Origin of the sequence: Nostoc sp. DedQUE05, assembly GCF_034530955.1 — a bacterium.
In the GTDB taxonomy this organism is placed as follows: Bacteria; Cyanobacteriota; Cyanobacteriia; order Cyanobacteriales; family Nostocaceae; genus Nostoc.
Window position 1 is genome coordinate 62,662 of sequence record NZ_JAVRCB010000017.1, and the last position, 21,124, is coordinate 83,785.

Genomic DNA, 21,124 nt, shown 5'->3' on the forward strand with positions numbered 1-21,124 from the left:
TCGAATTTGACGAAAGATGAAATACAACAGCATTGATGAACTCCTCAGAAATAATCAGGCTTGGGTTGCCGAAAAGCTAGCTCTAGATCCAACTTACTTTCAAGAATTATCTAACGGACAAACACCACCTTTTCTATACATTGGGTGTTCTGATAGTCGTCTGGCATTAACAAAATTTACCCGTACAGAACCAGGAGAGCTATTTGTACATCGTAATATTGCCAATCAAGTTTCTCTAACGGATATAAACTTTTTAGCCGTTTTAGAATACGCAATTTTACACCTAAAAGTGGAACACATTATCGTTTGTGGTCACTACGATTGCGGAGGAATTAAGGCAGCTTTAGAAGGGCGAACGATTGGAATTCTTGATAACTGGGTAAATCCAATTCGGGAACTGTATCTACAGAAACAAGAAGAAATTGATGCTTTGCCAACAAGAGAAGAACGTTTGAATCGCTTGGCAGAAATCAATGTTGTGGCGCAAGTAAAAAATATTTACCAAACTTCCATCATGCGTCAGGTACTCCATGAGCGAAAAGCGCCTATGGTTCATGGCTGGGTACTAGATATACACACTGGGTTAATCAAAGATTTAAACGTTTCAACTGTGCAATGGCAATTGCACATTTGCCCCTTGCTTTTAGAGTTTAGACTCTATGCCATGTTAACACATGAGAGTTAATTCGGTATTTTCAGCCACACCGAAGCCTGCATTATAGAGTTGATAAATCGTGTTTTTACAAATCTTATTTAGATATCGAGTTTTATTGGGCAGTGCTTACGTGTATTTAAAAAATAAAATAGTATTTTTAGAGTTTTTTGTTTATTAAAGTAATGTCAAGATCGGGTGATTACTGATAATAAAATCTAGCAATATAAGTTGGATTAAATGTCAGTGAAACTGAACATAAACAAGCATCAAATATTGACTTTTCTCTTTCAAGAGAACCTACAAACATTATAAGTATTAAGTAAACCTGATATTACGAATGAATATAGAACAGAAAATTTACTAATATTTTTTATAGAGGCAATTCATGAATTGCCTCTATTAGAATTAGTAACACCGATATGGATACGCTTAACCTACTCCGACAAAAAATTATTTCTTCGCAATTATCCACACTGCATGAATAATTCCAGGAATGTAACCAAAAAGCGTCAAAAGTATATTAATCCAAAAGTCTATACCAAAACCTACTTGTAAAAAAACTCCCAAAGGTGGCACGAAAATGGCACACAGAATCCGAACTAAATCCATTTAAACCTCCTGTTTATCTCAGAAAAGACAGCTTGTTGGCAAACTGATTCACCACTGTTCAAGCATATTTGTACATTTCAAAGATAACATTTCCTCTCTTCATCTAGATCGCGGTTTATATACGGTAAACCGCACTCAAGATTAGCCACCGCTAATTTTGACTTTGTAACCTAGCTTGGTCAAAATCTCAAGAATTTTCTGTTTGTGTTCGCCCTGAATTTCAATTTCGTTATCTTTAAGTGTCCCGCCTGTCCCACACTGGGTTTTTAACTGCTTCACCAAATCTGCTAAGGTTTCCGGTTTGGCTTGAAAACCGCTAACGACTGTGACGGTTTTGCCTTTGCGTCCTTTGCGGGAAGCTTGTACTTTCAAGTTTTGTTGTTGTGGGGGTAGTTCTGGAATTGGTCTTTCTGTGGCGGCGGAGTTGTCGTTGCCAAATTCACGGTAGACAAAGCTTTTGTCAGAAGATTGAGAATTGGAAGAAGACATAAATGAATGTTTAAGAAAAATTTCAAAAGCAGTGGAAAGTTCTACGCAACTATTCTACTGGGATACAATTTATAGGCTAACATTACACTTCCATACATCATAACCAAATTGACGTAATACTTGAATTAATCTTTCCTTCAGTAGAAAGTAGATTGAAATGGTTAAACTGATTCCAGAAAATGGCTTGTATATATCTATAATTCAACCTAATTTTACTTAAACCATCTCAAACTCTAATTGATGACTCTTGAGAAAATCATGGGTGAAATGATCCACCATATTTGTATCAGCCAGTTCCAAATTATAAAAATCCACAGCTTCATGGTCAAAATGAGGACCAGCGTGCCAAGTACCCTCATGTAGCTTGATAAAACAATTCCCCGGAATGCGGAAAGCAGCAATTTCTTCTAATGTTGGTTCACTCACATCATTATGAGGAGGACAAACTGCAATTAACCAATCCTTCCCTTCCAAAGAACCCAGACATTGAGTGCATTGCATATGGCGAGTAATTTTGTGGAACTTTCGTCCTATTTTCTCCAACCGCATAAGATAAAATCGTGGAATCCCGTTTTGCAGGTTTAACTGGGCATCTTCCCCATCGTAAGTTTTGCCATCAAGACTTGCAAAAATAACCTGTCCATAACGCCGAAAGTTTTCAGGAGTCACCCATTGCACTTGCAACTGTTGCACTGTCTTTGATGTGCTCATATCAAATCATTAAGAGAGATTATCTAAGTTTATTTTCGGCCATAATGACTGAATTTTACATAGTTATGATGGTGACTTCCTGAGTTTAAATGCCCTAAACTCTGAAAAAATAACCTCAGCTAGCTAGATAACTACGTACTTGTTCTTTTTGGCGCCGGAGGAGACTAAGAGCTTTTTGTTCTATCTGACGCACCCGTTCTCGACTAATACCCATGCGATCGCCAATCTGTGCTAAAGAAAGTTCATACCCATCCGTTAGACCAAAGCGCAGGGTTAATATTTCTCGCTGCTGGGGAGACAGCTTTGCCAATAAGTCTTGTAAGTCTTGGTGGAGAGATTCTTCAACGGCATAATCTTCGGGAGAAGGGCCATCATCCTCCAGTATGTCTTGCAATTCTGTATCTTGTTGTTCGCCAACTCGCGCCTCTAAAGAGAAGGGTTGACGAGCTAAGTACAAACACTCTCGAACTTGGCTAGGTGTCAAAGATAAGGCAGTGGCAATTTCAGCAGTAGTAGGAACGCGACCTAAGTGTTGAGATAATTCTCGCTGTACCCGTTTAATTTTGTTCAGTTTCTCAAAGACGTGGATAGGTAAACGAATTGTACGTCCTTGTTGAGCGATCGCCCGTGTAATTCCTTGACGAATCCACCAGTAAGCGTAGGTAGAAAACTTATAACCAAGGGCGGGATCGAATTTATCTACCCCTCGCTCTAAACCTAAAGTACCTTCTTGAATTAAATCCATAAATTCCAGATTACGGTGCTGGTATTTCTTTGCCACAGCTACCACTAACCGGAGATTAGCCTGAATCATTTTCTGCTTGGCCTGGTGTCCTAAATTTAGCTGTTGCTCTAGCACCTCCACACTTAACTCCACCCGATCTGCCCATTCTTGTAGCGTGGGTTCGTGGTTTAATTTGACAGCCAATTCTTCCTTAGCAGCTAATAAATTCATCATCTGCTGCACTTGTTGGGCAAAAATAACCTCTTGTTCGCGAGTCAACAAATCTACACGCCCGATCTCTTGCAGATAACTACGCACAATATCATCTGTAGATCGAGGCTTTTTATCTGCGGTTAAACTTTTTTTCTTCGTTTTTTGAACTTCGGTATGTGGAGATGTTAAGTTGCTCATGGTTATTTGCTCCTCTGTAACCTCATCAATTTATTGGTATCAAGTCTAGATATTCAGACCCACAGCCATTTCACACTGCTAATCATAGATATCTTGCAAAAGTACTTAACACCCCATCCTTTAATTTCCTTCCCACTTTTGGGGAAGGTAGACAAAGCTACGCTTTGGCGAGGTGGGTTTATTAGTTTGTAATTTATGCAAAAGGTCTAATCAATTTGCAACACTGATGAATTCTGGTCTATGATACATTACAAGTTAATTGTTGGAGATAATAAACCCAAAATCAACCTACCCCTTAATAATAACATCATCACCGATCACAAATCAAATACCTAAAGTATCATTAGCATATCCTTGGAAGTGATTACATTCCTCTATCATTGATTTTTGCATATTTTAAAATACAATTAATAATTAAATTTAGTCTAGTTATCCAATGCGTTTACTGTAAAAGTAAAAAATCCTGAGCCACAATTCTATTTTCTAAGAGATAAATTATTAATACCAATTTTTAAAATATCACAAAAACTTTATTTTTTTAATTTTTCATAGTCTACTTATCAATCAATGTAATCTCATTAAATAAAAATTTATTAAGTATAAAATATCCATTTCTTAACTCGTTTTTTTTGTAATACAATCTAAGCATATCAAGCCAGATATATAGTGGGCGATCGCTAAACATGAAAGAACTTCTCCTGCTTCCCTCTTTAATAACCGCTTTCTTTAAGAATATGGTCAAATACTTTAGTAATCAGGCATCTGGTGAAATTAATTATGCGGTATCCAGAACACTTGCACAGACTAGCACTGCTACATCTGTACATTCATTCTTACTCATATCTCTTTCCTGGGATTTAGGACGATCGAGAAGACGCAGATATCTGTGACAATTGCACTTATGTTATAATTTAACGCAGACATCTCTACTGGATGCGGTATAATCAACTTGATTACTTCTAGAGAAATTTTATGGACTAAAAGTGCTAACGTGGTAACACTAACATCAAGGATGATACTTGGCAAGACAGTAACACCCGCGATCGCCCTAACTAATATCCTCTTGAAGCGAAAAGATTTTTGTGTAAGGGTATCTAGTTGATTGTTATGCAGCATAGCTTAAACAACAACATTCCCACTTTTTGGAGAAGTCGGAAATAGTCTGAAACTCCTAATGAAGGAATATCTCACAGCTTTCTCGCTTACTAGTTTCAACTTTTAGTTGCACAAAAGCACAGTTATGTATTTACATAGATGGTTGGCTGATTGCAAATATTTTTAGGAAAATGGTATGATATTAAAGTTTTAATTTAACTCTTCAACTATGACTTTAGTAGATATTGGCTAAGAAAAGCATTCACCTCATTGGCACATAACCCAACATTAACTATTTTTCCTGCAATTCTGAGAATATCTAATCCTTTACCATTATTGCGGTGGTCTGGATCGAGTATAGATACATATATTTCATGTATCCGACAATCTTTAGCGATCGCTAAAGCACATGCAGGTGTGCGTCCATGAAAAGAACAAGGTTCAAGAGTTACATACATTTTCAACGAGTTGAAAGCTTTGCCTTGAATCTGTTTAAGTGCGTCAGCTTCAGCATGGTGTTTTCCTGGTGCTTGCGTGTATCCTTGAGCTACGATCTCTTGGCCATCTACGATGGCACAGCCTACTGGTGGGTTCGGCAAACATTCCGGCAAAGCTTTTCTACTTTGAGCTAAAGCAGCCAGCATAAATATTTCATCCATATTTGAGCTTAAATTATCTAGATAAATCACATAACCAAGAATTAGCTATTTTTTGTTAAAAAAGTTCCCATATCAAAATTTAGTAACTGTCACACTAATACCAGAATCCAGTTTCGGAACCTTGAGATATTCAATTGGTTCAGTACTTGGAGTCTTGATTGGCTCCTGACATTGCTTAAAAAAAGCGCTTGGGTTATTGATGAACTCAAGCGGGTTAATTTTTTGGCATCCTCGCTCCTGCATTAGCGAAATTGATTCAGCAGTTTGTTTTGAATTATTAGTCTGTCCGAGAAAATTACTCCATGTAGTATTAATCGTAGCTGGTTCTGTCAATAAAACTCCAGCGCGATCGCGATCGCCTATTGTTATGGAAACATTTTCTTGATTAGCATAGGCACTCTTACTGAAAGTGAGTGCGCTAATCACAACGGCTAAGATAATAGAAGAGGATTTCATCATTCAATCTCTCAACATTTAATGTCAGTTTAATAATTACAATTGCCTAGATACAAAAACCAAGAAATAGCAGCCTAGCTTGAGTACCTTAGATTAACACAGGTAATAATAAATATAGGGAAATTTTATTAAAAATATAGTAAAATCTGACGGAAGTTTGCCTACGTTGAACAAGTTGTTTGAGCTATTTGTCTGCTTAATTGAGATAGTAGCTGGATTTTTGCTATTTTGTACTAGTCTGATGTAAACTAATTTTTTGCTCTAACCACGCTGTTATTTGATACTCCTTTGCTAGGCTACGTTAAATCTAAGCTGAAGCCAATTTACTTACTAGCCGTCTATATTTCATGCGTGTTACCATACAGGTACATTTATATTAAAAAATGTAATGTGTTTTTACATAAAGGCAAATTAAACTGATTGCGAACCTTTATAGGTTCAAGGCTCAAATCATGCAATTTTATGATTGCTAGTCCTGTATTATTCCCAAAATTGACTATTATTTAGAGCAAGAATTAATTGTTAATTAAAGTTTTGAACTAGCTTATGTAAAGATTCATCCAGTCTTTATAAGTATGTGTTTTCACTGTCCAAAGTCTATCTCTGAAGTGCTTCCATTGTTTATAGAATGGCACAATTGCTCTATTCCTTACCCTGAAGGAATTAACTCCTCTTGTCTTTTCAAAATCAGCAAACCGAGACTGAATATATTAGTATATTGTATAAATTTTTTGTAAAGATATAAAAATCAATGTTCTTACATAATATGATAGTGATTGTTAGCTTACTAATCAATACTTGTATTAGTAGTAAGACAAAACGAAATTAACCAAAATTAAGCCCTAAAAATGTAAAGTAACTAAATCAAGGATAAAATTGTGATTTATCCTGTTTTTGCTCTCACTATAATATCAATTTAAGTTAAAATTGCGGCTTACAAAAGTATATAGGTTACTTCAGATATTGAAGAAATCAGCAGCAATATATTAACTAAGAATTAACGCAAATATTAATATCGCAAACTAGACTTCATTAGCACTGTAATCAAAATTCTGAGAACAATTTTCTGTAAATAAATAGTCTTTTTATAAAAGTTTAGATATATTATGACGATGGAATCTTTACCCAGTTTTGAAGAAGTAAATATTCAGAAATACTTAGAAGTTATTCGACGGCGTTGGCTACCTCTAGTTGGAATTTTCACTATATCTGTTAGCCTTGGATGCTTGTATGCATTTTCACTAAAACCTTCATACAAGGCAGAAGGAAGTTTGATGATTAAAACAAATCGCTCTTCTTCACTCACAGGCTTACCAGATGACATAGGACGCCTAGAAGCTTTAAATGTGAACGACAATCCCCTGGAAACTCAGGTGAGAGTTATTGGATCGAATCCAGTAATTGAGAAAACGATTAATTCCCTCAATCTTAAAGATAGCCAAGGCAAACTGCTCTCGATTCCCGATTTGGCAAAACAACTAAAAATAGAAGGAATTAAAGGCACTGATGTTGTACAACTTTCTTATAAAGGTGGCGATCCAGAACTAGCTGCCAAAATCGTTAATGAAGTTATTGACAGTTATATCGATCTAAATATCAAGGCTAATCAGAATGAAGCGCGAACAGCCAAACAGGTTCTTGTAACGGAAGTACCTAAAGCTGAGGAAGTTGTCAGAAGAGCCGAATCAAAACTGCGGCTATTTAAAGAAACGAATAAAGTTGTTGTTTTGGAACAAGAAGCAGCCGCAGCAGTCGATACCATTTCTAAGTTAGGAAATCAAATTTCTCAAGCTTTAGCTCAACTAGATGATGTGAAGGGTCGTCTAGAACAGTTAAGCAGTGAAGCTCAGATAGATTCACGGCAAGGTGTAATCGAATCTGAATTGAGTCAAGCACCTGGAGTTCAGAAAGTGCTAGCCCAACTTCAAGAAACAGAAAGCCAACTTGCACTAGAGCGTACCCGTTTTTCACCTGAACACCCTACAATTACTAACTTAGAAGAAAAAGTCTTAGCTCTTAAGAACTTGTTAAAAGAGCGGACAGGACAAGTAGCTGGTGGAGCACAGATAACACAGGGAAGTTTACAGGTTGGACAACTGCGGCAAAGCCTAATTGCAGATATTACTCGTGCTCAGGCAGAACGTGTTGGTCTGGAGAGACAAATTGTCACACTCAAACAACAGCAAAATGCCTATATCAAACGAGCAAATAATTTGCCAAGGCTAGAACAAAGTCAACGAGAGCTAGAACGGAAACTGCAAGCAGCTCAAACGACTTACGAAACACTCTTAAAGAAACGCCAAGAGATTGATATTGCACAGAATCAAAAGATTCCTAATGCTCGTGTTATTTCCTATGCTTTAACCCCTGATAAAGCAGAAGGGCCTCGGAAAATGCTGTTTATTATTGGTGGAGCAGGAGTTGGTTTTTTCTTAGGTATCATTGTCGCCTTTACTTTAGATTTGATAGACCGCTCAGTGAAGACCGTCAAAGAAGCCAAAGAAGTCTTGAGATACAGTGTTTTGGGAGTGATTCCTACACAAGGTAGAAATGGTAAAGATCATTCTTCTATACCAGGACTGGATAGAGCCATTCCCAAAGTTATTGGCAGAGATATTCCTTACTTCCCTGTTGGTAATGCATATCAAATACTACAAGTGAACTTGAAGTTCCTCTGTTCTGATAAACCGCTCAAAAGCATTGTAATTACAAGTTCCGTTGCCAAAGAAGGAAAGTCTGACGTATCTGCAAATTTAGCTGTGACTATGGCTCAGGCGGGGCGTAGGGTGTTATTGGTGGATGCAGATATGCGTCATCCCATACAGCATCATATCTGGGGGCTAACAAATACAATGGGATTAAGTAATGTACTAATTAATCAAGCTTCTTTAGATACAGTTGTTCAGGAAGTCATGCCTAATCTGGAAGTTCTTACTTCTGGAGTTTTGCCTCCCAATCCAGTGGCAATGCTAGATTCTCAACGTATGGCAACATTAATTAGTAACTTTGGGAGAGATTACGATCTTGTAATTTTTGATACTCCTCCATTGTCAGGAATAGCAGATGCTGCTGTTTTAAGCACTTTGACTGACGGTATCTTATTAGTCGTTCGTCCTGGAGTGGTTGACTTGAACAGTGCAAATGCAGCTAAAGAGTTTTTAACTCAGTCAGGTCAGAAGGTATTAGGAATAGTCATCAATGGTGTGAATAATAAAAATGAACCTAATAATTATTTTTATGACACTAAAAAACGACAAATTGAACAAGATTTGGTATTTTCTAGCAGCTTAACTAAATTTCGCCAAGAGCGTTAAGTTTTTTTATAAATTGTGAAAGCTAGCATCACTACAACTATCTCAATCTAATTTTTTGACTATAGTAATAATGGATAAAACTAAAATTAAAACTTCTTGTTTAATTAATAATTACAATTATGCTGAATTTTTATTTGAGGCAATTGATAGCGCTTTAAATCAGACAGTCAAATTTGATGAAATTATTATTGTTGATGATGCATCTACAGATAATTCTGTGGAAATTATCAATAAATTTACTCAAGTAGCTAATGTTAAGGCTATTTTTAAAGAACAAAATCAAGGACAATTATCATCTTTTAATGAAGGTTTTTTAGCTGCTACTGGTGACATTCTATTTTTTTTAGATGCCGATGATATTTATGAACCTCAATATTTAGAAAACGCCCTAAATTTTTACAATAGACGCAGTGAATGTGATTTTGTATTTTGTGCGTATAAAAAATTTGGAGCAGTAGAAGGCATATTTCAAGACGATCTAGTTGATTTAGATTTGGGTTATTCAGTAATTAAAACTTTATATAATGGTGAATGGATTGGTTCTATAACTTCAACATTATCAATACGTAGAGAAATAGTCAGAAAATTTTTACCTATTCCAAATTTAGAAGATTGGCGTGTAAGGGCTGATGACTGTTTGGTATGGGGAGCTTCTTTGGTGGGGGCTAAAAAGTTTTATATGTCTAAACCTTTAGTAAAGTATAGAATACATGATAATAATAAATATCATAATAATACTTTTTTAAAGGTAGACAAAAACTATGAATACAAAAGATTCTGGAAACGTAATTCACTGTTTAATTACATTATGCAAAAAAACAATTTTAGCTCTCCATTATTTTTAGCTTTTACATCTATCAATGAGTTCCAAACAATACCATGCCCAAAATATAAAGATTTTCTTATTTACTTGAAAATAATATTTTTATTTGAGCATAGTTTGTATTGGAAAATCAAAGGCATTGTTTTCTTATTTAGCTATTTCTTTAAAATTTTGATCGATGGTAAATTAAAAACCTTGTAGGTGATAAATAATGTGAGTTTTGGAATAAATAAACTTTATTTTGTATATGAGAATATTATAAATTTACATAAGCGAGATTGATAGGTATAAAAAATATCATATGATTAATTTATAAAAATAATGTTAAGCAAATTAAAAATTAAAAACTTATCGAAATTTAAATCTCGTTCTGGGCTGCGTGCAATTATTGCTAATACAGGTTGGTTATTTGCTGATCGCATTCTACGTATGGGTGCAAGCTTAGTTGTAGGAGTATGGGTAGCACGTTATTTAGGAGTGCAACAGTATGGTCTATTTAACTATGCTTTAGCTTTTGTTGCCTTATTTAGCCCAATTTTTACTCTCGGACTAGACGACGTAGTAGTTCGCCATCTTGTTCGTCAATCATCAAATAAAGAGGAAATTTTAGGAACTACTTTTTGGCTAAAATTTTTGGGTGGAATTGCTTCTGTTTTATTGGCAGTTAGCACGATGTTTTTCTTAGGTGAGCATGAAACACTAAAGATATGGCTAGTGGCAATTTTAGGAATAGCAGGAGTTTTTAGGGCATCTGATACTATTGAACTGTGGTTTCAATCACGGGTACAGTCGAAATACAGTGTAATAGCTAAAAACACAGCATTTCTACTAAATACTGTCATTAAAATTGCACTAATTTTAACAAAAGCACCATTGCTAGCTTTTGCTTTGGTAACATTAGCAGAATTTGCAATGAGTGCAATTGGTTTACTGATTGTTTACCAAGTCAAAGGATCTTCTTTGTGGTTATGGCGTTGGAGCATTGCGGCGGCCAAAACTCTTTTGAAAGAGAGTTTACCTCTAATTTTTTCGGGGTTCGCCATCATGATTTTTATGAGAATAGATCAGGTGATGTTAGGTCAAATGATCGGAGATAGTGAGGTTGGAGTTTATTCTGCTGCTGTGCGTATTTCTGAAATTTGGTATTTTATTCCAGGGGCTATTGTTTCTTCTGTTGCTCCGGCAATTTATGCAGCAAAAGAAAAATCAGAAAGTCTTTACTATCAGCGAATAGGACAATTATTCAGTCTAATGACATGTATATCTTTAGCAATTGCTCTTCCAATGTCTTTTTTATCTGACAAGATAATTATAGTGATGTTTGGAAGTGGATATGCAGATGCAGGAGCAATATTAGCAGTTCATATTTGGACTTCTTTGTTTGTATTTATGGGTCTTGCAACATCACCTTGGTTTATTGCTGAAGGTTTGAACCACGTTTCTTTAGGTAAAACTTTATTTGGAGCAATACTAAACATTATTCTCAATTTATTACTTATTCCTAAATATGCAGGACTTGGAGCTGCGATCGCAACAATAATATCTCAAGCTGCTGCTGCTTTTATATGCAACGCATTTGATTCCAGAACACAAAAACTTTTTAAGATTCAGGTGCGATCGCTTATTCATTTTTACAAATACTGATCGTTATTATTTAACTTTTATATGATGCAAACACCAGTAACTTTTATTATTTTTAAACGCCCCCAAATAACAGAAAAAGTTTTTGAAGCCATTCGCCAAGTAAAACCAACAAAACTTTTTGTAATTGCAGATGGGCCCCGCACTGACCGCGAAGGTGAGGCAGAAAAATGTGAAGCGACTAGGGCAATTATTGAGAGAGTTGATTGGGATTGTGAAGTAATAAAAAATTACTCTGATATTAACTTAGGTTGTGCAAAACGGGTATCAAGTGGTTTAGATTGGGTCTTTAATAATGTTGAAGAAACAATTATTTTAGAAGATGATTGTATCCCTCACCCAACTTTTTTTAGGTTTAGCGAGGAACTGCTGGAAAAATATAGAAATGATACCAGAATCGCCACAATTTCTGCTCAAAATCTTCAACTTGGACAAAAACGTACAAATTATAGTTACTATTTTTCTCGCTACAACCACTGCTGGGGTTGGGCAAGTTGGAGACGTGCTTGGCAACATTATGATTTGACTATCAAACTCTGGAAAGAGGTGCAAGCAGAAAACCTTTTACATGACATTCTTATAGATCAAAAAGCGGTAAATTCTTGGCAACGAATATTTCAATCTGTTTATGACAATCCTACAGGTATAACCTGGGATTACCAATGGACGTTTGCTTGTTGGATGCAGGGAAGCTTAAGTATTATTCCCAATGTCAATTTAATCTCTAACGTTGGTGTTGGTGCAGACGCAACTCATTTCAATTCAAATCAAGAATTTTCTTTTATCAATATGCCCATGCAGGCGATGGAATTTGCCTTAAAGCATCCACCATTTATTGTCAGGAATGTAGAAGCAGATAATTTTATACAAAAAACAGTTTATAAAGCAACTGTATTAGATATTTTTAAAGAAGAAGTAAAGAAAAGATTGAATGATTCAACGATAAAAAATAGAGCAATTAAATTTCAGAAATGAAAATAAAACTAACAGAAAAAATATTAACTATTTGGCTACTACTAATTTCTGTAGGGGCATTAACAATACACCCTGCACAAGAAGTTTCAATGTCTACACTTGGAGGTGATAAGCTAGATACCTTGTTCAATATAGTTTCATATTTAATTCTATTTTATTTCCTAATTTTATACTGGAAAGGTTTTATTTATGTAATTATTAGAAGTCCACTACAGTTTTTATTACTAGCAATAGTTATATTTTCTCTTTTATGGTCAGAAGACCTAAGTTCTAGTCTCACTTATTTAAGAGGTCTAATCCGAATATATTTTCTTGCCATCTATTTAGCAATGCGTTATCCCCTTAAGGAACAAATTAAGCTGATAGCTTGGGCACTTGGGGTAGCTGCATCATTATCTATGCTATTTTCTGCATTCGTACCAGGTTATATTCACGAATCACCTGAGTTACTAGGTATGTGGAGTGGAATTTATGGTCATAAAAATGAATTAGGTTACATGATGGCTTGGAGTGCAGGAGTTTTTTTGCACCTAGCTCTTAGTGGTCATCGATATCGTTGGTTGATGTGGGCATTATGTGGGATATCTATATGTCTAATTATCCTTTCACGTTCAACAACATCTTTAACGATTTTATTGACAATGATATTACTTTTACCTGTCTATAGATCCCTGAAGAAAACTAATTATAAGTTACAAGTTATTACGATCACTTCAACTTTGATGTTGCTGATGATTTCTTCAATATTACTTCTCAATAATGCCGAAACTGTAGTTGGTACTTCTGGTAAAGACCTTACCTTCAATGGACGCTCTGATCTCTGGGAGCTAGTAATTTCTAAGATTTTGGAGAGACCTTGGTTAGGTTATGGATTTTCGGGATTTTGGACTAGTAATGCTGCATCAAAATTAAGAGCTACTTACGATTGGGCAAGTAACGCCCATAATGGTTTTTTAGAATTATTATTAGAATTGGGATTCTTAGGATTTTTGACTTTTGCAGCAGGGTTTGTGCGGTTTTTCGTAATGGCACTGACTCGAATTATTTCTATCGCTAAAAAGCCAGAAGATTATTGGCCAATGCAGATGCTAATTATCATTGTCATAGTGAATTTTTCAGAAGCCAGATTATTAACTCCTAGCTGGAATTGGTTAATGTATATCACCACATCATTATCTTTAACTATTGAATCTCAACGAAATTATAAAAAGATTTTATTCAATTAGTTTTTATGACAATCAGAAATAGTTTTAGTGAATATTAAGTTAATAAAAATGAAAATTTTACATATTAGTACCCATGATATTAGTGGCGGTGCAGCTAGGGCTGCATATCGTTTACACACAGGTTTACAGAATATAGGACTACAGTCACAAATGTTAGTACAGGAAAAATCTAGTAATGATAAAACAATAGTTGCACCTAAAATTAGACTGTTTCAAGGCATCGCTAAGGCAAAGCTGACAGTTGAAAGTTTGCCATTAAAGCTTTATCGTCAAAAGAAAAATACCCCATTTTTTACTCAATGGTTGCCAGATAGAGTTATTCCTAAAGTTGCTCAGATTAATCCAGATATAATCAATCTGCATTGGATTAGCGGAGGTTTTATGCAAATAGAAACCTTTGCTAAACTGAAGCGCCCTTTAGTTTGGACTCTCCATGATATGTGGGGGTTTACTGGAGGATGTCACGTTACTGGAGAATGCGATCGCTACAAAGTATCCTGCGGGGCTTGTCCTCAACTCAACAGTGGTAATGAATGGGATTTATCCCGTTGGGTATGGCAACGCAAAGCAAAAGCTTGGAAAAATTTAAATTTAACCCTGGTTTCACCAAGTTCTTGGCTAGCAGAGTGCGCTTGTTCCAGTTCTTTATTCCAGAATTTGCGAATTGAGGTAATTCCTCACGGATTAGATACTCAAAAATATCGACCGATTAATCAATATTTTGCCCGCGAAGCACTCAATCTACCTCAAAATAAAAAGCTGATACTATTTGGAGCTATAGAAGCGACAAGCGATAACAATAAAGGATTTCATTTGTTGCAACCAGCTTTACAAGAATTGAGTAAATCTGGCTGGAAAGATGACTTGGAAGTTGTGATTTTTGGAGCATCTCAACCCGAAAATCCACCTGATTTAGGCTTCAAAACCCACTATTTGGGACACTTACACGATGCTATATCTTTAGCAACTGTTTACTCAGCTGCTGATGTAATGCTTGTACCATCTCTTCAAGAATCTTTTGGACAGACAGCTTCAGAATCATTCGCTTGTGGTACTCCAGTTGTGGCGTTTAATTCTACTGGCTTAAAAGATATTGTCGATCATCAGCAGAACGGCTATTTGGCTAAACCTTATGAAGTTGAGGATTTTGCCAAAGGAATTACCTGGGTTCTTGAAAATGAACAGAGATTGCAAAAACTTTCATTTTATGCACGTGAGAAAGCCGAGCAAAAATTTACCCTGGAACTTCAAGCACGTCGTTATTCAGCCTTGTTTCAGGAAATATTGATGATAGTAAATAAATCTTCATTGAGTAATTAACTTATTAAATCAATACTTCATACTATGTCAATACCTATAGCTTTTATAATTTGTACAGAACCTGGTCGTTTAGAAGGTCAATCTTTGATGCTTGCAGAAAGTATTCGTAAGTTCTGCGGCGAATTGAAAAATACACCTATATATAGTTTCCATCCTAGAGTAGGTGAACCGATTTTAAAGCAAACCCAACAAGCCTTTGAAGCATTGCAGGTGACTCATCAACAAATCCCGATAAATCGAGAATTCCATGAATATTATTTAGCTAATAAACCCCTAGTTTGTGCCTATGCAGAAGAAAATATCGATGCAGAAATATTGGTTTTTTTAGACAGTGACAAATGCTTTTTTTCTGAACCAAAAGAATTTTTATTGCCCGTAGATTGTAATGTGCGGATGCGTCCTGAGTATGGACAAGGAATTGGTTCTACAGGTTTGCAAGATCCTCAAGAATGGTATTGGCAAAAACTATATGAAGTACTGGGAGTAAAGCGTGAGGTATTTGTTGACACACCCATTGGTAATAAAAGAATCAGAGCCTACTGGAATTCTGGTTTGATTGCTGTAAGAAAAAGTGCGGGTATATTTAGAACTTGGAAAGAGAACTTTGAAAAAGTAATGCGCTTGGATATTACTCCTCCCCAGGGTATTTATTTTGTTGAGCAGTCTGTTTTGTCTGTAACTTTATGTGCCTTGGAAGAAAACGTTGAACATCTTCCTCCTAATTATAGTTATCCATTACCTTTACATAACCGTTTATCAAAAGAATTACAAATTAAACATTGGGATGATATTGTATCCATTCATTATTTCAACTTATTTTTTTATAACGATTGGCATGGACAAATAAAAAATTTGAAAAACTTTAATGTCAATTCAAAGAAATATCAATGGTTATCTGAAGAGGTTGTCAGACTTAATATGCCTCGTGTATCAGTTTGGCATAGATATTTGTTGGGAATCAGAAGAATGGAACAAAAACTAAAAAGCTTTAACTTAGATATTAATTTCAGTGGATGGATAGAAAACAGGGTGAAATTTTAAACTGACCTCACGATATATGAAAGTTAAAATTTTGATAATTGAGATTATGAATAAAATCCATCCAAAACGTATCTAAATTTATTATTTAGATTAACTCTTTTTGTACATATTATTATCAGGAAAATGAGATGAAGAAAGCGAATATAGCTGTAATTATGACATGTTATAACAGACGGAATACAACTCTTGCCTGTCTAAATGCTTTATATCAGCAAAAAAATTGTTGTGATATTTATTTAACTGATGATGGGAGTTCTGATGGGACTACAGAGGCTGTTAAAGCAGAATATCCAGAAGTACAAATTCTTCAAGGTAATGGCAATTTATTTTGGGTGGGAGGAATGCATCTAGCTTTTAGTGAGGCAATCAAATATCAATACGATTATTATCTGTGGTTGAATGATGACACATTTTTGGAAGCCAATGCTGTGAGTAAACTATTACAGGTTCATCAAAATTTGACAGAACTTGGTTATCGAGACTCAATTGTAGTTGGTTCAACTAAAGACTCAATTACAGGAAAAGCAACCTATGGAGGAGCGGTAAAATCTAAAAAGTGGTATTCTAATAAATTTGAATTTTTAGAACCAAGCTCCCTTATCCAACAATGCGATGCTATGTATGGTAACTGCGTGCTAATTCCTAAAAGTGTTGCTGCCAAAGTTGGTAATATTGATACAGCTTTTGTTCATAGTTTAGGAGATTTAGATTATGCTCTGAGAGCGCGTAAATTGGGTTGTAAAATATGGGTAGCTCCTGGGTATATTGGTACTTGCACTAAAAATTCTATCCGCAATAGTTGGGCAGATACCAATTTAAATCTCTTAGAACGCTTGAAAAAAGTACTACAAATCAAAGCTTTTCCATTGAAATCATGGACTATATTTTGTAGCAGACACTCTGGGCCATTCTGGATATTGTACTGGTTCTTACCCTATATTAGAGCAATTATTGGTTACAAAAATTTAGCAACTTCTCCGACATTTTCTGAGGATATTAATCAAAGTAACTCAGAAGCTTAATAATTGCACGATAGTTATTGATGGATGCTATTTAGAGAAATTATAACTATCTTAATCATTTGAGAAATGTAATTTAAAATTATAAAACAATCAACAACAATTTTATGGGTAAACGCTTACTGATTGTTTCAACCCTCGATTCTAGTCAGCCATTTGGTGCATTTACTAGACCTTTTTATCTAGGACAATATCTTACTAAATATTTTGATGTTTTTCAGCTAGGTTTAGATTGTTCATCTGTTAATTATGCACCTTCTTTTTCTACTGGATCGAGAAGCTTGAAGTCATATATTCAATCCATAGAAAAGTGCATCGACGAGTTTTGTCCAGACATTGTGTATGCTCAAGAAACACTACCTGGATTGGCTGCTTTAATTTCACTAAAGCTTAGAAAACACAGTAGCTCCTCTCTTGTCTTAGATTTTCATACATTTTCGCCTTATGAATACTGGATGCGCTTGTTTTCAGTTGCCAATCCTTTCAAAGAGTTTGCACAATGTATTAAGACATATATTGCTCAGGGAATTTTAATATTTTCTGGTAGTCCAATTATTGCAGCAGGTGAATCAATTCCTAAACTAATTTCCCAATGGTATGGAAAAACTCCACAACAAATTTATTCTATCGGGAATGGAGTTACTGAAGACTTACTCAATACTGAAGTTTTTCCAGATAAAGACCCCTATCAGGCATTCAGACCAGCTAAAATAGTCGTTATCATTGCTCCCAAAACATTTCAATTTCCAACTAATGATATGTCTGTATCAATGGCTATTGAGGTTGCTAAATACCTTGAAAATTATCAGGAAAAAGTACATTTTGTTGTCATTGGTAGGGATAGTAGCGATATTTCAGAACCAATACCCTCTAATATTTCTTTTTTAGGCTTTTTACCTAAAAGGGAAGATTTTATCGCCCATTTGAAATATGCAGATATTGCTTTATTGCCATTTTCAAAACAAGCAGTAGCAGGTGGCGCTCGCAATAAAGCACTAGATTATTTCGCTAGTAGAAAATTAGTTGTATCAACGCCAGAAGGTTTGCGAGGTTTAGAAGAATTTCGCCACTTGGAACATCTGTTAGTAACAGGATACTCTAGCGAAGAAGTCGCTAACACAATACTGGATGCTGTTTCAAATATTGATAAATATCAATCACTTGTAGATACAGCATATAGTTTAATTACCGAAAAGTATTCGTGGAATGCAAAAGCACAAAATATTGCAGACATCCTTCTAAGGATAAGTGCTTTTTAGTTATATTCAAAAAATAATTTTTAACTAAAAAACTGAGATATTTCAATATTTAATTATTTTCGTATTGAAATATTGCTGATTGATTTTACAACACTCACTTTGACTTTGAAATAACATCTCATATTTATCAAAAGAAAAATAAGATATGAAAAAGCGATTTTCTTATAAAATTATTGGTACTCAAGTAGATGCACTGTCTATCCTTGACTTAAATTCATTGATTAAAGAATCTATTGATCGGCATGAAAAATGGATTATTGCTAATCACAACTTACATAGTCTTTATCTCTTCCATAACGATCTAAAAATGCAAGCTTTTTATTCCAAGGCAGAATATACCCATATTGATAGTATGCCTTTGGTGTTTATTGGAAAGCTATTGGGTTTTCCAATTAAACGCGAACAAAGAGTAACCTATGCTGACTGGGTATGTCCTCTAATGGCAGAAGCTGCTACTAAAGGCTGGCGTGTATTCTATTTAGGTTCAAAGCCAGGAGTTGCTGAAACAGCAGCAAATATTTTATGCCAGAAATTTCCTGGTTTACAGATTGCTTGCGCTCATGGCTATATTGATATAGATAAAGATAGTCAAGAAAATCTCGCCACTGTAGCTGCAATTAATGCTTACAAACCTCATATATTAATGGTGGGAATGGGTATGCCACGCCAAGAGTATTGGATTTACGAAAATCTTGAACATCTTCATACCAATACTATTTTGACTAGTGGAGCCTGTATGGACTATATAGCAGGAGCAATACCTACTCCTCCTCGCTGGATGGGAAAGGTGGGATTAGAATGGTTGTATCGCTTGTTGTCTGAACCGAAAAGACTTTGGAGACGTTACTTACTAGAGCCTTGGTTTGTTGGCACATTATTTTTACGAGAAATTTGGAGTATCTCAAGTAAACGAAAAAAAAATAACCTCCTGGTATTTATAAGTACGAAATTTCAAAAGTTCGTAGCTTGATCGAGTCTCTTAGACTCTTACCAGTAGGTCGCTCAATTTGTCACGAATTTATGAAATGTTGTACTAAGGTTTAATGATTGATTAGTCAGGAAGCCTTATTCAACTTTCATAATCGTGAATAACTAAAAATATTTGCATTTATTTTGTTTAGAATAATACTTAAAAATCCTATAGCAGTTCCCGGCATAGTGAGGTACATTTTCAAAGCTACTAAGCTTGGTAAACAAGATTTGGGTGTACCTCAGTTGCTGAGGAAATACTATGTTTATGCCTAAGTGGAGTATTAAGTTGATTCCTGAAAAGCCTGGGCTATAGCATCGCGAGCTGGTTTAGATTGCAGGTTCTCATCGAAGGGAAGCGGACGCAGAAATTTCCAGAGACTTGGATTGTTTCTAAAGGTTTTTCTTGGCATCCATTCAGGGTGACGTATCCAGGTATGACGGTCGGTAAGTCCCCATGTAATCACAGTATCGACTTGATTCTCAAAGCACAGGTCAAGATATCGCTTGTAACTATCGGCTACCATTTGGTCTAGGCTTTTGATACTATCGGGTAGCGGGGTATCAATGATAATATCTAATTCTGTAATTATTGGTTTCACTTCAAGATCGTTAAGCCGTTTTAAGACCGAATTAAGTCCTTTCTCGTCAAAAGGATATGCAGTAGAAAACCATAGATGTGATTGGAGACCTGCCCCATCAATTTTTACGCCACTATTCTTCAGATATTCGACCATTTTTAAGAAACGATCTGATTTCCATGTAGCGCCTTCGATGCCGAAATCGTTTAGGTAAAATTTCTTGCTGTTATCAACTGAAGCGGCAATTAAAAATAAGTCTCGAATCAATTCTGGTTTTACCCCTTTACGCAAACCGATTGTTGCATTATCAGTTTCATTTTCACTATCAGCAATAATTTCATTGGCAATATCCCATGACTTTAAAACGGGACTATTGCGATAATGCCCCATGACTCCTTTGACATGGCGTTCGATCATCTTAAGTGTAGGAGGGTATGTTGCCCAGTCTGGTCTTCCCATATGCCAGAAAAGAGTATGCCCGTGCAATTCTATCTTATGTTTTTGGCAGAAATTAGCGATCGCATCTGCTGATTCAAAGGTAAATTGTCCTGGCTGTGGTTCAGTGGCGTCCCATTTTAATTCACCATTCGGTGTCACAATCGAACATTCACGAGCCATGAGGTCCGCGTAATCCTTATCTTTGAGCAAAAATTCACTAGAAATTGCTGCACCATAACGCTTTCCTTTGGCGGCAGCTAATTGCCGAAGGGGAGAATTTAAATTTTTACTTGTATAATCTGCTGCAATAGCATTCGTGTTTTGGTCTTGTTTTTGGTTATCCTTTTGTAAAAACCCCATAGTTAATAAGGCAGAAAGGGTTGTGTATCCTGCTCTCCTTAAAAAATTTCTCCGATAAGTCATAAATTACACTTAATAAAAAATCCATTGATTATTATTTTACCGTATAAAAATATATTGATTCTTATTTGACCATTCTACCTCCAGAATTTACGGAGTTTTTCCAAATCAAATCATAGTTTCATACTTAAGTGGCAAAGATGAAAATTGAGAAATATTACATCTAGGGCAAAACTAGATTAAACTATAACGCATGTTCGATTTAGATCGAAAGTTATGGGGTGATGAAACAATTGATTTTATGGAACAATGTGCGTTATTAGGCAAAATGCTTACGGCATATTTGCCG

General features: G+C 35.5%; 19 protein-coding genes. 11 read left to right on the forward strand and 8 right to left on the reverse strand.

Features of this window, described 5'->3' with window-relative positions; translation table 11 throughout:
- Positions 1-16 precede the first annotated feature (16 nt).
- Positions 17-685 (forward strand): carbonic anhydrase, encoded by a 669-nt coding sequence (locus RMZ42_RS14830; protein ID WP_322672108.1) that lies wholly within the window; start codon positions 17-19, stop codon positions 683-685.
- A 420-nt stretch (positions 686-1,105) separates the two neighbouring features.
- Here RMZ42_RS14830 and RMZ42_RS14835 read toward each other — a convergent pair whose 3' ends face one another.
- The 7 genes from RMZ42_RS14835 to RMZ42_RS14865 form a co-directional block, all read right to left on the reverse strand.
- Positions 1,106-1,264: a YqaE/Pmp3 family membrane protein gene (locus RMZ42_RS14835; RefSeq protein WP_322672109.1), complete on the reverse strand. Its 159-nt coding sequence runs from the start codon at positions 1,262-1,264 to the stop codon at positions 1,106-1,108.
- 141 nt (positions 1,265-1,405) lie between these two features.
- Positions 1,406-1,753: a translation initiation factor gene (locus tag RMZ42_RS14840; protein WP_322672110.1), complete on the reverse strand. Its 348-nt coding sequence runs from the start codon at positions 1,751-1,753 to the stop codon at positions 1,406-1,408.
- 216 nt (positions 1,754-1,969) lie between these two features.
- Positions 1,970-2,464, reverse strand: a complete 495-nt coding sequence (locus RMZ42_RS14845; RefSeq protein WP_322672111.1) for an ureidoglycolate lyase — start codon at positions 2,462-2,464, stop codon at positions 1,970-1,972.
- 115 nt (positions 2,465-2,579) lie between these two features.
- Entirely contained in the window at positions 2,580-3,599 is a 1,020-nt protein-coding gene (locus RMZ42_RS14850; RefSeq protein ID WP_322672112.1) for an RpoD/SigA family RNA polymerase sigma factor, read from the reverse strand.
- 837 nt (positions 3,600-4,436) lie between these two features.
- Positions 4,437-4,715, reverse strand: a complete 279-nt coding sequence (locus RMZ42_RS14855; RefSeq protein WP_322672113.1) for a hypothetical protein — start codon at positions 4,713-4,715, stop codon at positions 4,437-4,439.
- A gap of 206 nt (positions 4,716-4,921) precedes the next feature.
- Complete coding sequence (locus RMZ42_RS14860; protein WP_322672114.1) at positions 4,922-5,353, reverse strand: bifunctional diaminohydroxyphosphoribosylaminopyrimidine deaminase/5-amino-6-(5-phosphoribosylamino)uracil reductase RibD; 432 nt, start codon at positions 5,351-5,353, stop codon at positions 4,922-4,924.
- A 72-nt stretch (positions 5,354-5,425) separates the two neighbouring features.
- Positions 5,426-5,812: a hypothetical protein gene (locus tag RMZ42_RS14865; protein ID WP_322672115.1), complete on the reverse strand. Its 387-nt coding sequence runs from the start codon at positions 5,810-5,812 to the stop codon at positions 5,426-5,428.
- A 1,103-nt stretch (positions 5,813-6,915) separates the two neighbouring features.
- On the opposite strand from RMZ42_RS14865, the gene RMZ42_RS14870 reads away from it, so the two are divergent.
- From RMZ42_RS14870 to RMZ42_RS14915, 10 genes are all read left to right on the forward strand, one after another.
- Positions 6,916-9,123 (forward strand): polysaccharide biosynthesis tyrosine autokinase, encoded by a 2,208-nt coding sequence (locus RMZ42_RS14870; protein WP_322672116.1) that lies wholly within the window; start codon positions 6,916-6,918, stop codon positions 9,121-9,123.
- A gap of 70 nt (positions 9,124-9,193) precedes the next feature.
- Complete coding sequence (locus RMZ42_RS14875; RefSeq protein WP_322672117.1) at positions 9,194-10,147, forward strand: glycosyltransferase family 2 protein; 954 nt, start codon at positions 9,194-9,196, stop codon at positions 10,145-10,147.
- 120 nt (positions 10,148-10,267) lie between these two features.
- Positions 10,268-11,590 carry a flippase gene (locus tag RMZ42_RS14880; RefSeq protein WP_322672118.1) on the forward strand — a complete coding sequence of 441 codons (1,323 nt, stop codon included), beginning with the start codon at positions 10,268-10,270 and terminating at the stop codon, positions 11,588-11,590.
- Between the two features lie 24 nt (positions 11,591-11,614).
- Positions 11,615-12,562, forward strand: a complete 948-nt coding sequence (locus RMZ42_RS14885) for a glycosyltransferase family 2 protein (protein WP_322672183.1) — start codon at positions 11,615-11,617, stop codon at positions 12,560-12,562.
- Complete coding sequence (locus RMZ42_RS14890) at positions 12,559-13,788, forward strand: O-antigen ligase family protein (RefSeq protein ID WP_322672119.1); 1,230 nt, start codon at positions 12,559-12,561, stop codon at positions 13,786-13,788. Before RMZ42_RS14885 ends, RMZ42_RS14890 begins: the two co-directional genes overlap by 4 nt.
- A 48-nt stretch (positions 13,789-13,836) precedes the next feature.
- Complete coding sequence (locus tag RMZ42_RS14895) at positions 13,837-15,108, forward strand: glycosyltransferase family 4 protein (RefSeq protein ID WP_322672120.1); 1,272 nt, start codon at positions 13,837-13,839, stop codon at positions 15,106-15,108.
- Between the two features lie 24 nt (positions 15,109-15,132).
- Positions 15,133-16,149 (forward strand): hypothetical protein, encoded by a 1,017-nt coding sequence (locus RMZ42_RS14900; protein WP_322672121.1) that lies wholly within the window; start codon positions 15,133-15,135, stop codon positions 16,147-16,149.
- 128 nt (positions 16,150-16,277) lie between these two features.
- Positions 16,278-17,171, forward strand: a complete 894-nt coding sequence (locus tag RMZ42_RS14905) for a glycosyltransferase family 2 protein (protein WP_322672122.1) — start codon at positions 16,278-16,280, stop codon at positions 17,169-17,171.
- Positions 17,172-17,275: 104 nt separating this feature from the next.
- Entirely contained in the window at positions 17,276-18,427 is a 1,152-nt protein-coding gene (locus RMZ42_RS14910; RefSeq protein WP_322672123.1) for a glycosyltransferase family 4 protein, read from the forward strand.
- Positions 18,428-18,572: 145 nt separating this feature from the next.
- Complete coding sequence (locus RMZ42_RS14915; RefSeq protein ID WP_322672124.1) at positions 18,573-19,397, forward strand: WecB/TagA/CpsF family glycosyltransferase; 825 nt, start codon at positions 18,573-18,575, stop codon at positions 19,395-19,397.
- A 283-nt stretch (positions 19,398-19,680) separates the two neighbouring features.
- Here RMZ42_RS14915 and RMZ42_RS14920 read toward each other — a convergent pair whose 3' ends face one another.
- Positions 19,681-20,838, reverse strand: coding sequence for an endo-1,4-beta-xylanase (locus RMZ42_RS14920; protein ID WP_322672125.1), 1,158 nt, complete (start codon positions 20,836-20,838; stop codon positions 19,681-19,683).
- Positions 20,839-21,124: the final 286 nt, after the last annotated feature.

Coding starts and splice junctions, on each gene's coding strand:
- RMZ42_RS14830 (WP_322672108.1), top strand. CDS start 17: ATGAAATACAACAGCATTGATGAACTCCTCAGAAATAATCAGGCTTGG.
- RMZ42_RS14835 (WP_322672109.1), bottom strand. CDS start 1,264: ATGGATTTAGTTCGGATTCTGTGTGCCATTTTCGTGCCACCTTTGGGA.
- RMZ42_RS14840 (WP_322672110.1), bottom strand. CDS start 1,753: ATGTCTTCTTCCAATTCTCAATCTTCTGACAAAAGCTTTGTCTACCGT.
- RMZ42_RS14845 (WP_322672111.1), bottom strand. CDS start 2,464: ATGAGCACATCAAAGACAGTGCAACAGTTGCAAGTGCAATGGGTGACT.
- RMZ42_RS14850 (WP_322672112.1), bottom strand. CDS start 3,599: ATGAGCAACTTAACATCTCCACATACCGAAGTTCAAAAAACGAAGAAA.
- RMZ42_RS14855 (WP_322672113.1), bottom strand. CDS start 4,715: ATGCTGCATAACAATCAACTAGATACCCTTACACAAAAATCTTTTCGC.
- RMZ42_RS14860 (WP_322672114.1), bottom strand. CDS start 5,353: ATGGATGAAATATTTATGCTGGCTGCTTTAGCTCAAAGTAGAAAAGCT.
- RMZ42_RS14865 (WP_322672115.1), bottom strand. CDS start 5,812: ATGATGAAATCCTCTTCTATTATCTTAGCCGTTGTGATTAGCGCACTC.
- RMZ42_RS14870 (WP_322672116.1), top strand. CDS start 6,916: ATGACGATGGAATCTTTACCCAGTTTTGAAGAAGTAAATATTCAGAAA.
- RMZ42_RS14875 (WP_322672117.1), top strand. CDS start 9,194: ATGGATAAAACTAAAATTAAAACTTCTTGTTTAATTAATAATTACAAT.
- RMZ42_RS14880 (WP_322672118.1), top strand. CDS start 10,268: ATGTTAAGCAAATTAAAAATTAAAAACTTATCGAAATTTAAATCTCGT.
- RMZ42_RS14885 (WP_322672183.1), top strand. CDS start 11,615: ATGCAAACACCAGTAACTTTTATTATTTTTAAACGCCCCCAAATAACA.
- RMZ42_RS14890 (WP_322672119.1), top strand. CDS start 12,559: ATGAAAATAAAACTAACAGAAAAAATATTAACTATTTGGCTACTACTA.
- RMZ42_RS14895 (WP_322672120.1), top strand. CDS start 13,837: ATGAAAATTTTACATATTAGTACCCATGATATTAGTGGCGGTGCAGCT.
- RMZ42_RS14900 (WP_322672121.1), top strand. CDS start 15,133: ATGTCAATACCTATAGCTTTTATAATTTGTACAGAACCTGGTCGTTTA.
- RMZ42_RS14905 (WP_322672122.1), top strand. CDS start 16,278: ATGAAGAAAGCGAATATAGCTGTAATTATGACATGTTATAACAGACGG.
- RMZ42_RS14910 (WP_322672123.1), top strand. CDS start 17,276: ATGGGTAAACGCTTACTGATTGTTTCAACCCTCGATTCTAGTCAGCCA.
- RMZ42_RS14915 (WP_322672124.1), top strand. CDS start 18,573: ATGAAAAAGCGATTTTCTTATAAAATTATTGGTACTCAAGTAGATGCA.
- RMZ42_RS14920 (WP_322672125.1), bottom strand. CDS start 20,838: ATGACTTATCGGAGAAATTTTTTAAGGAGAGCAGGATACACAACCCTT.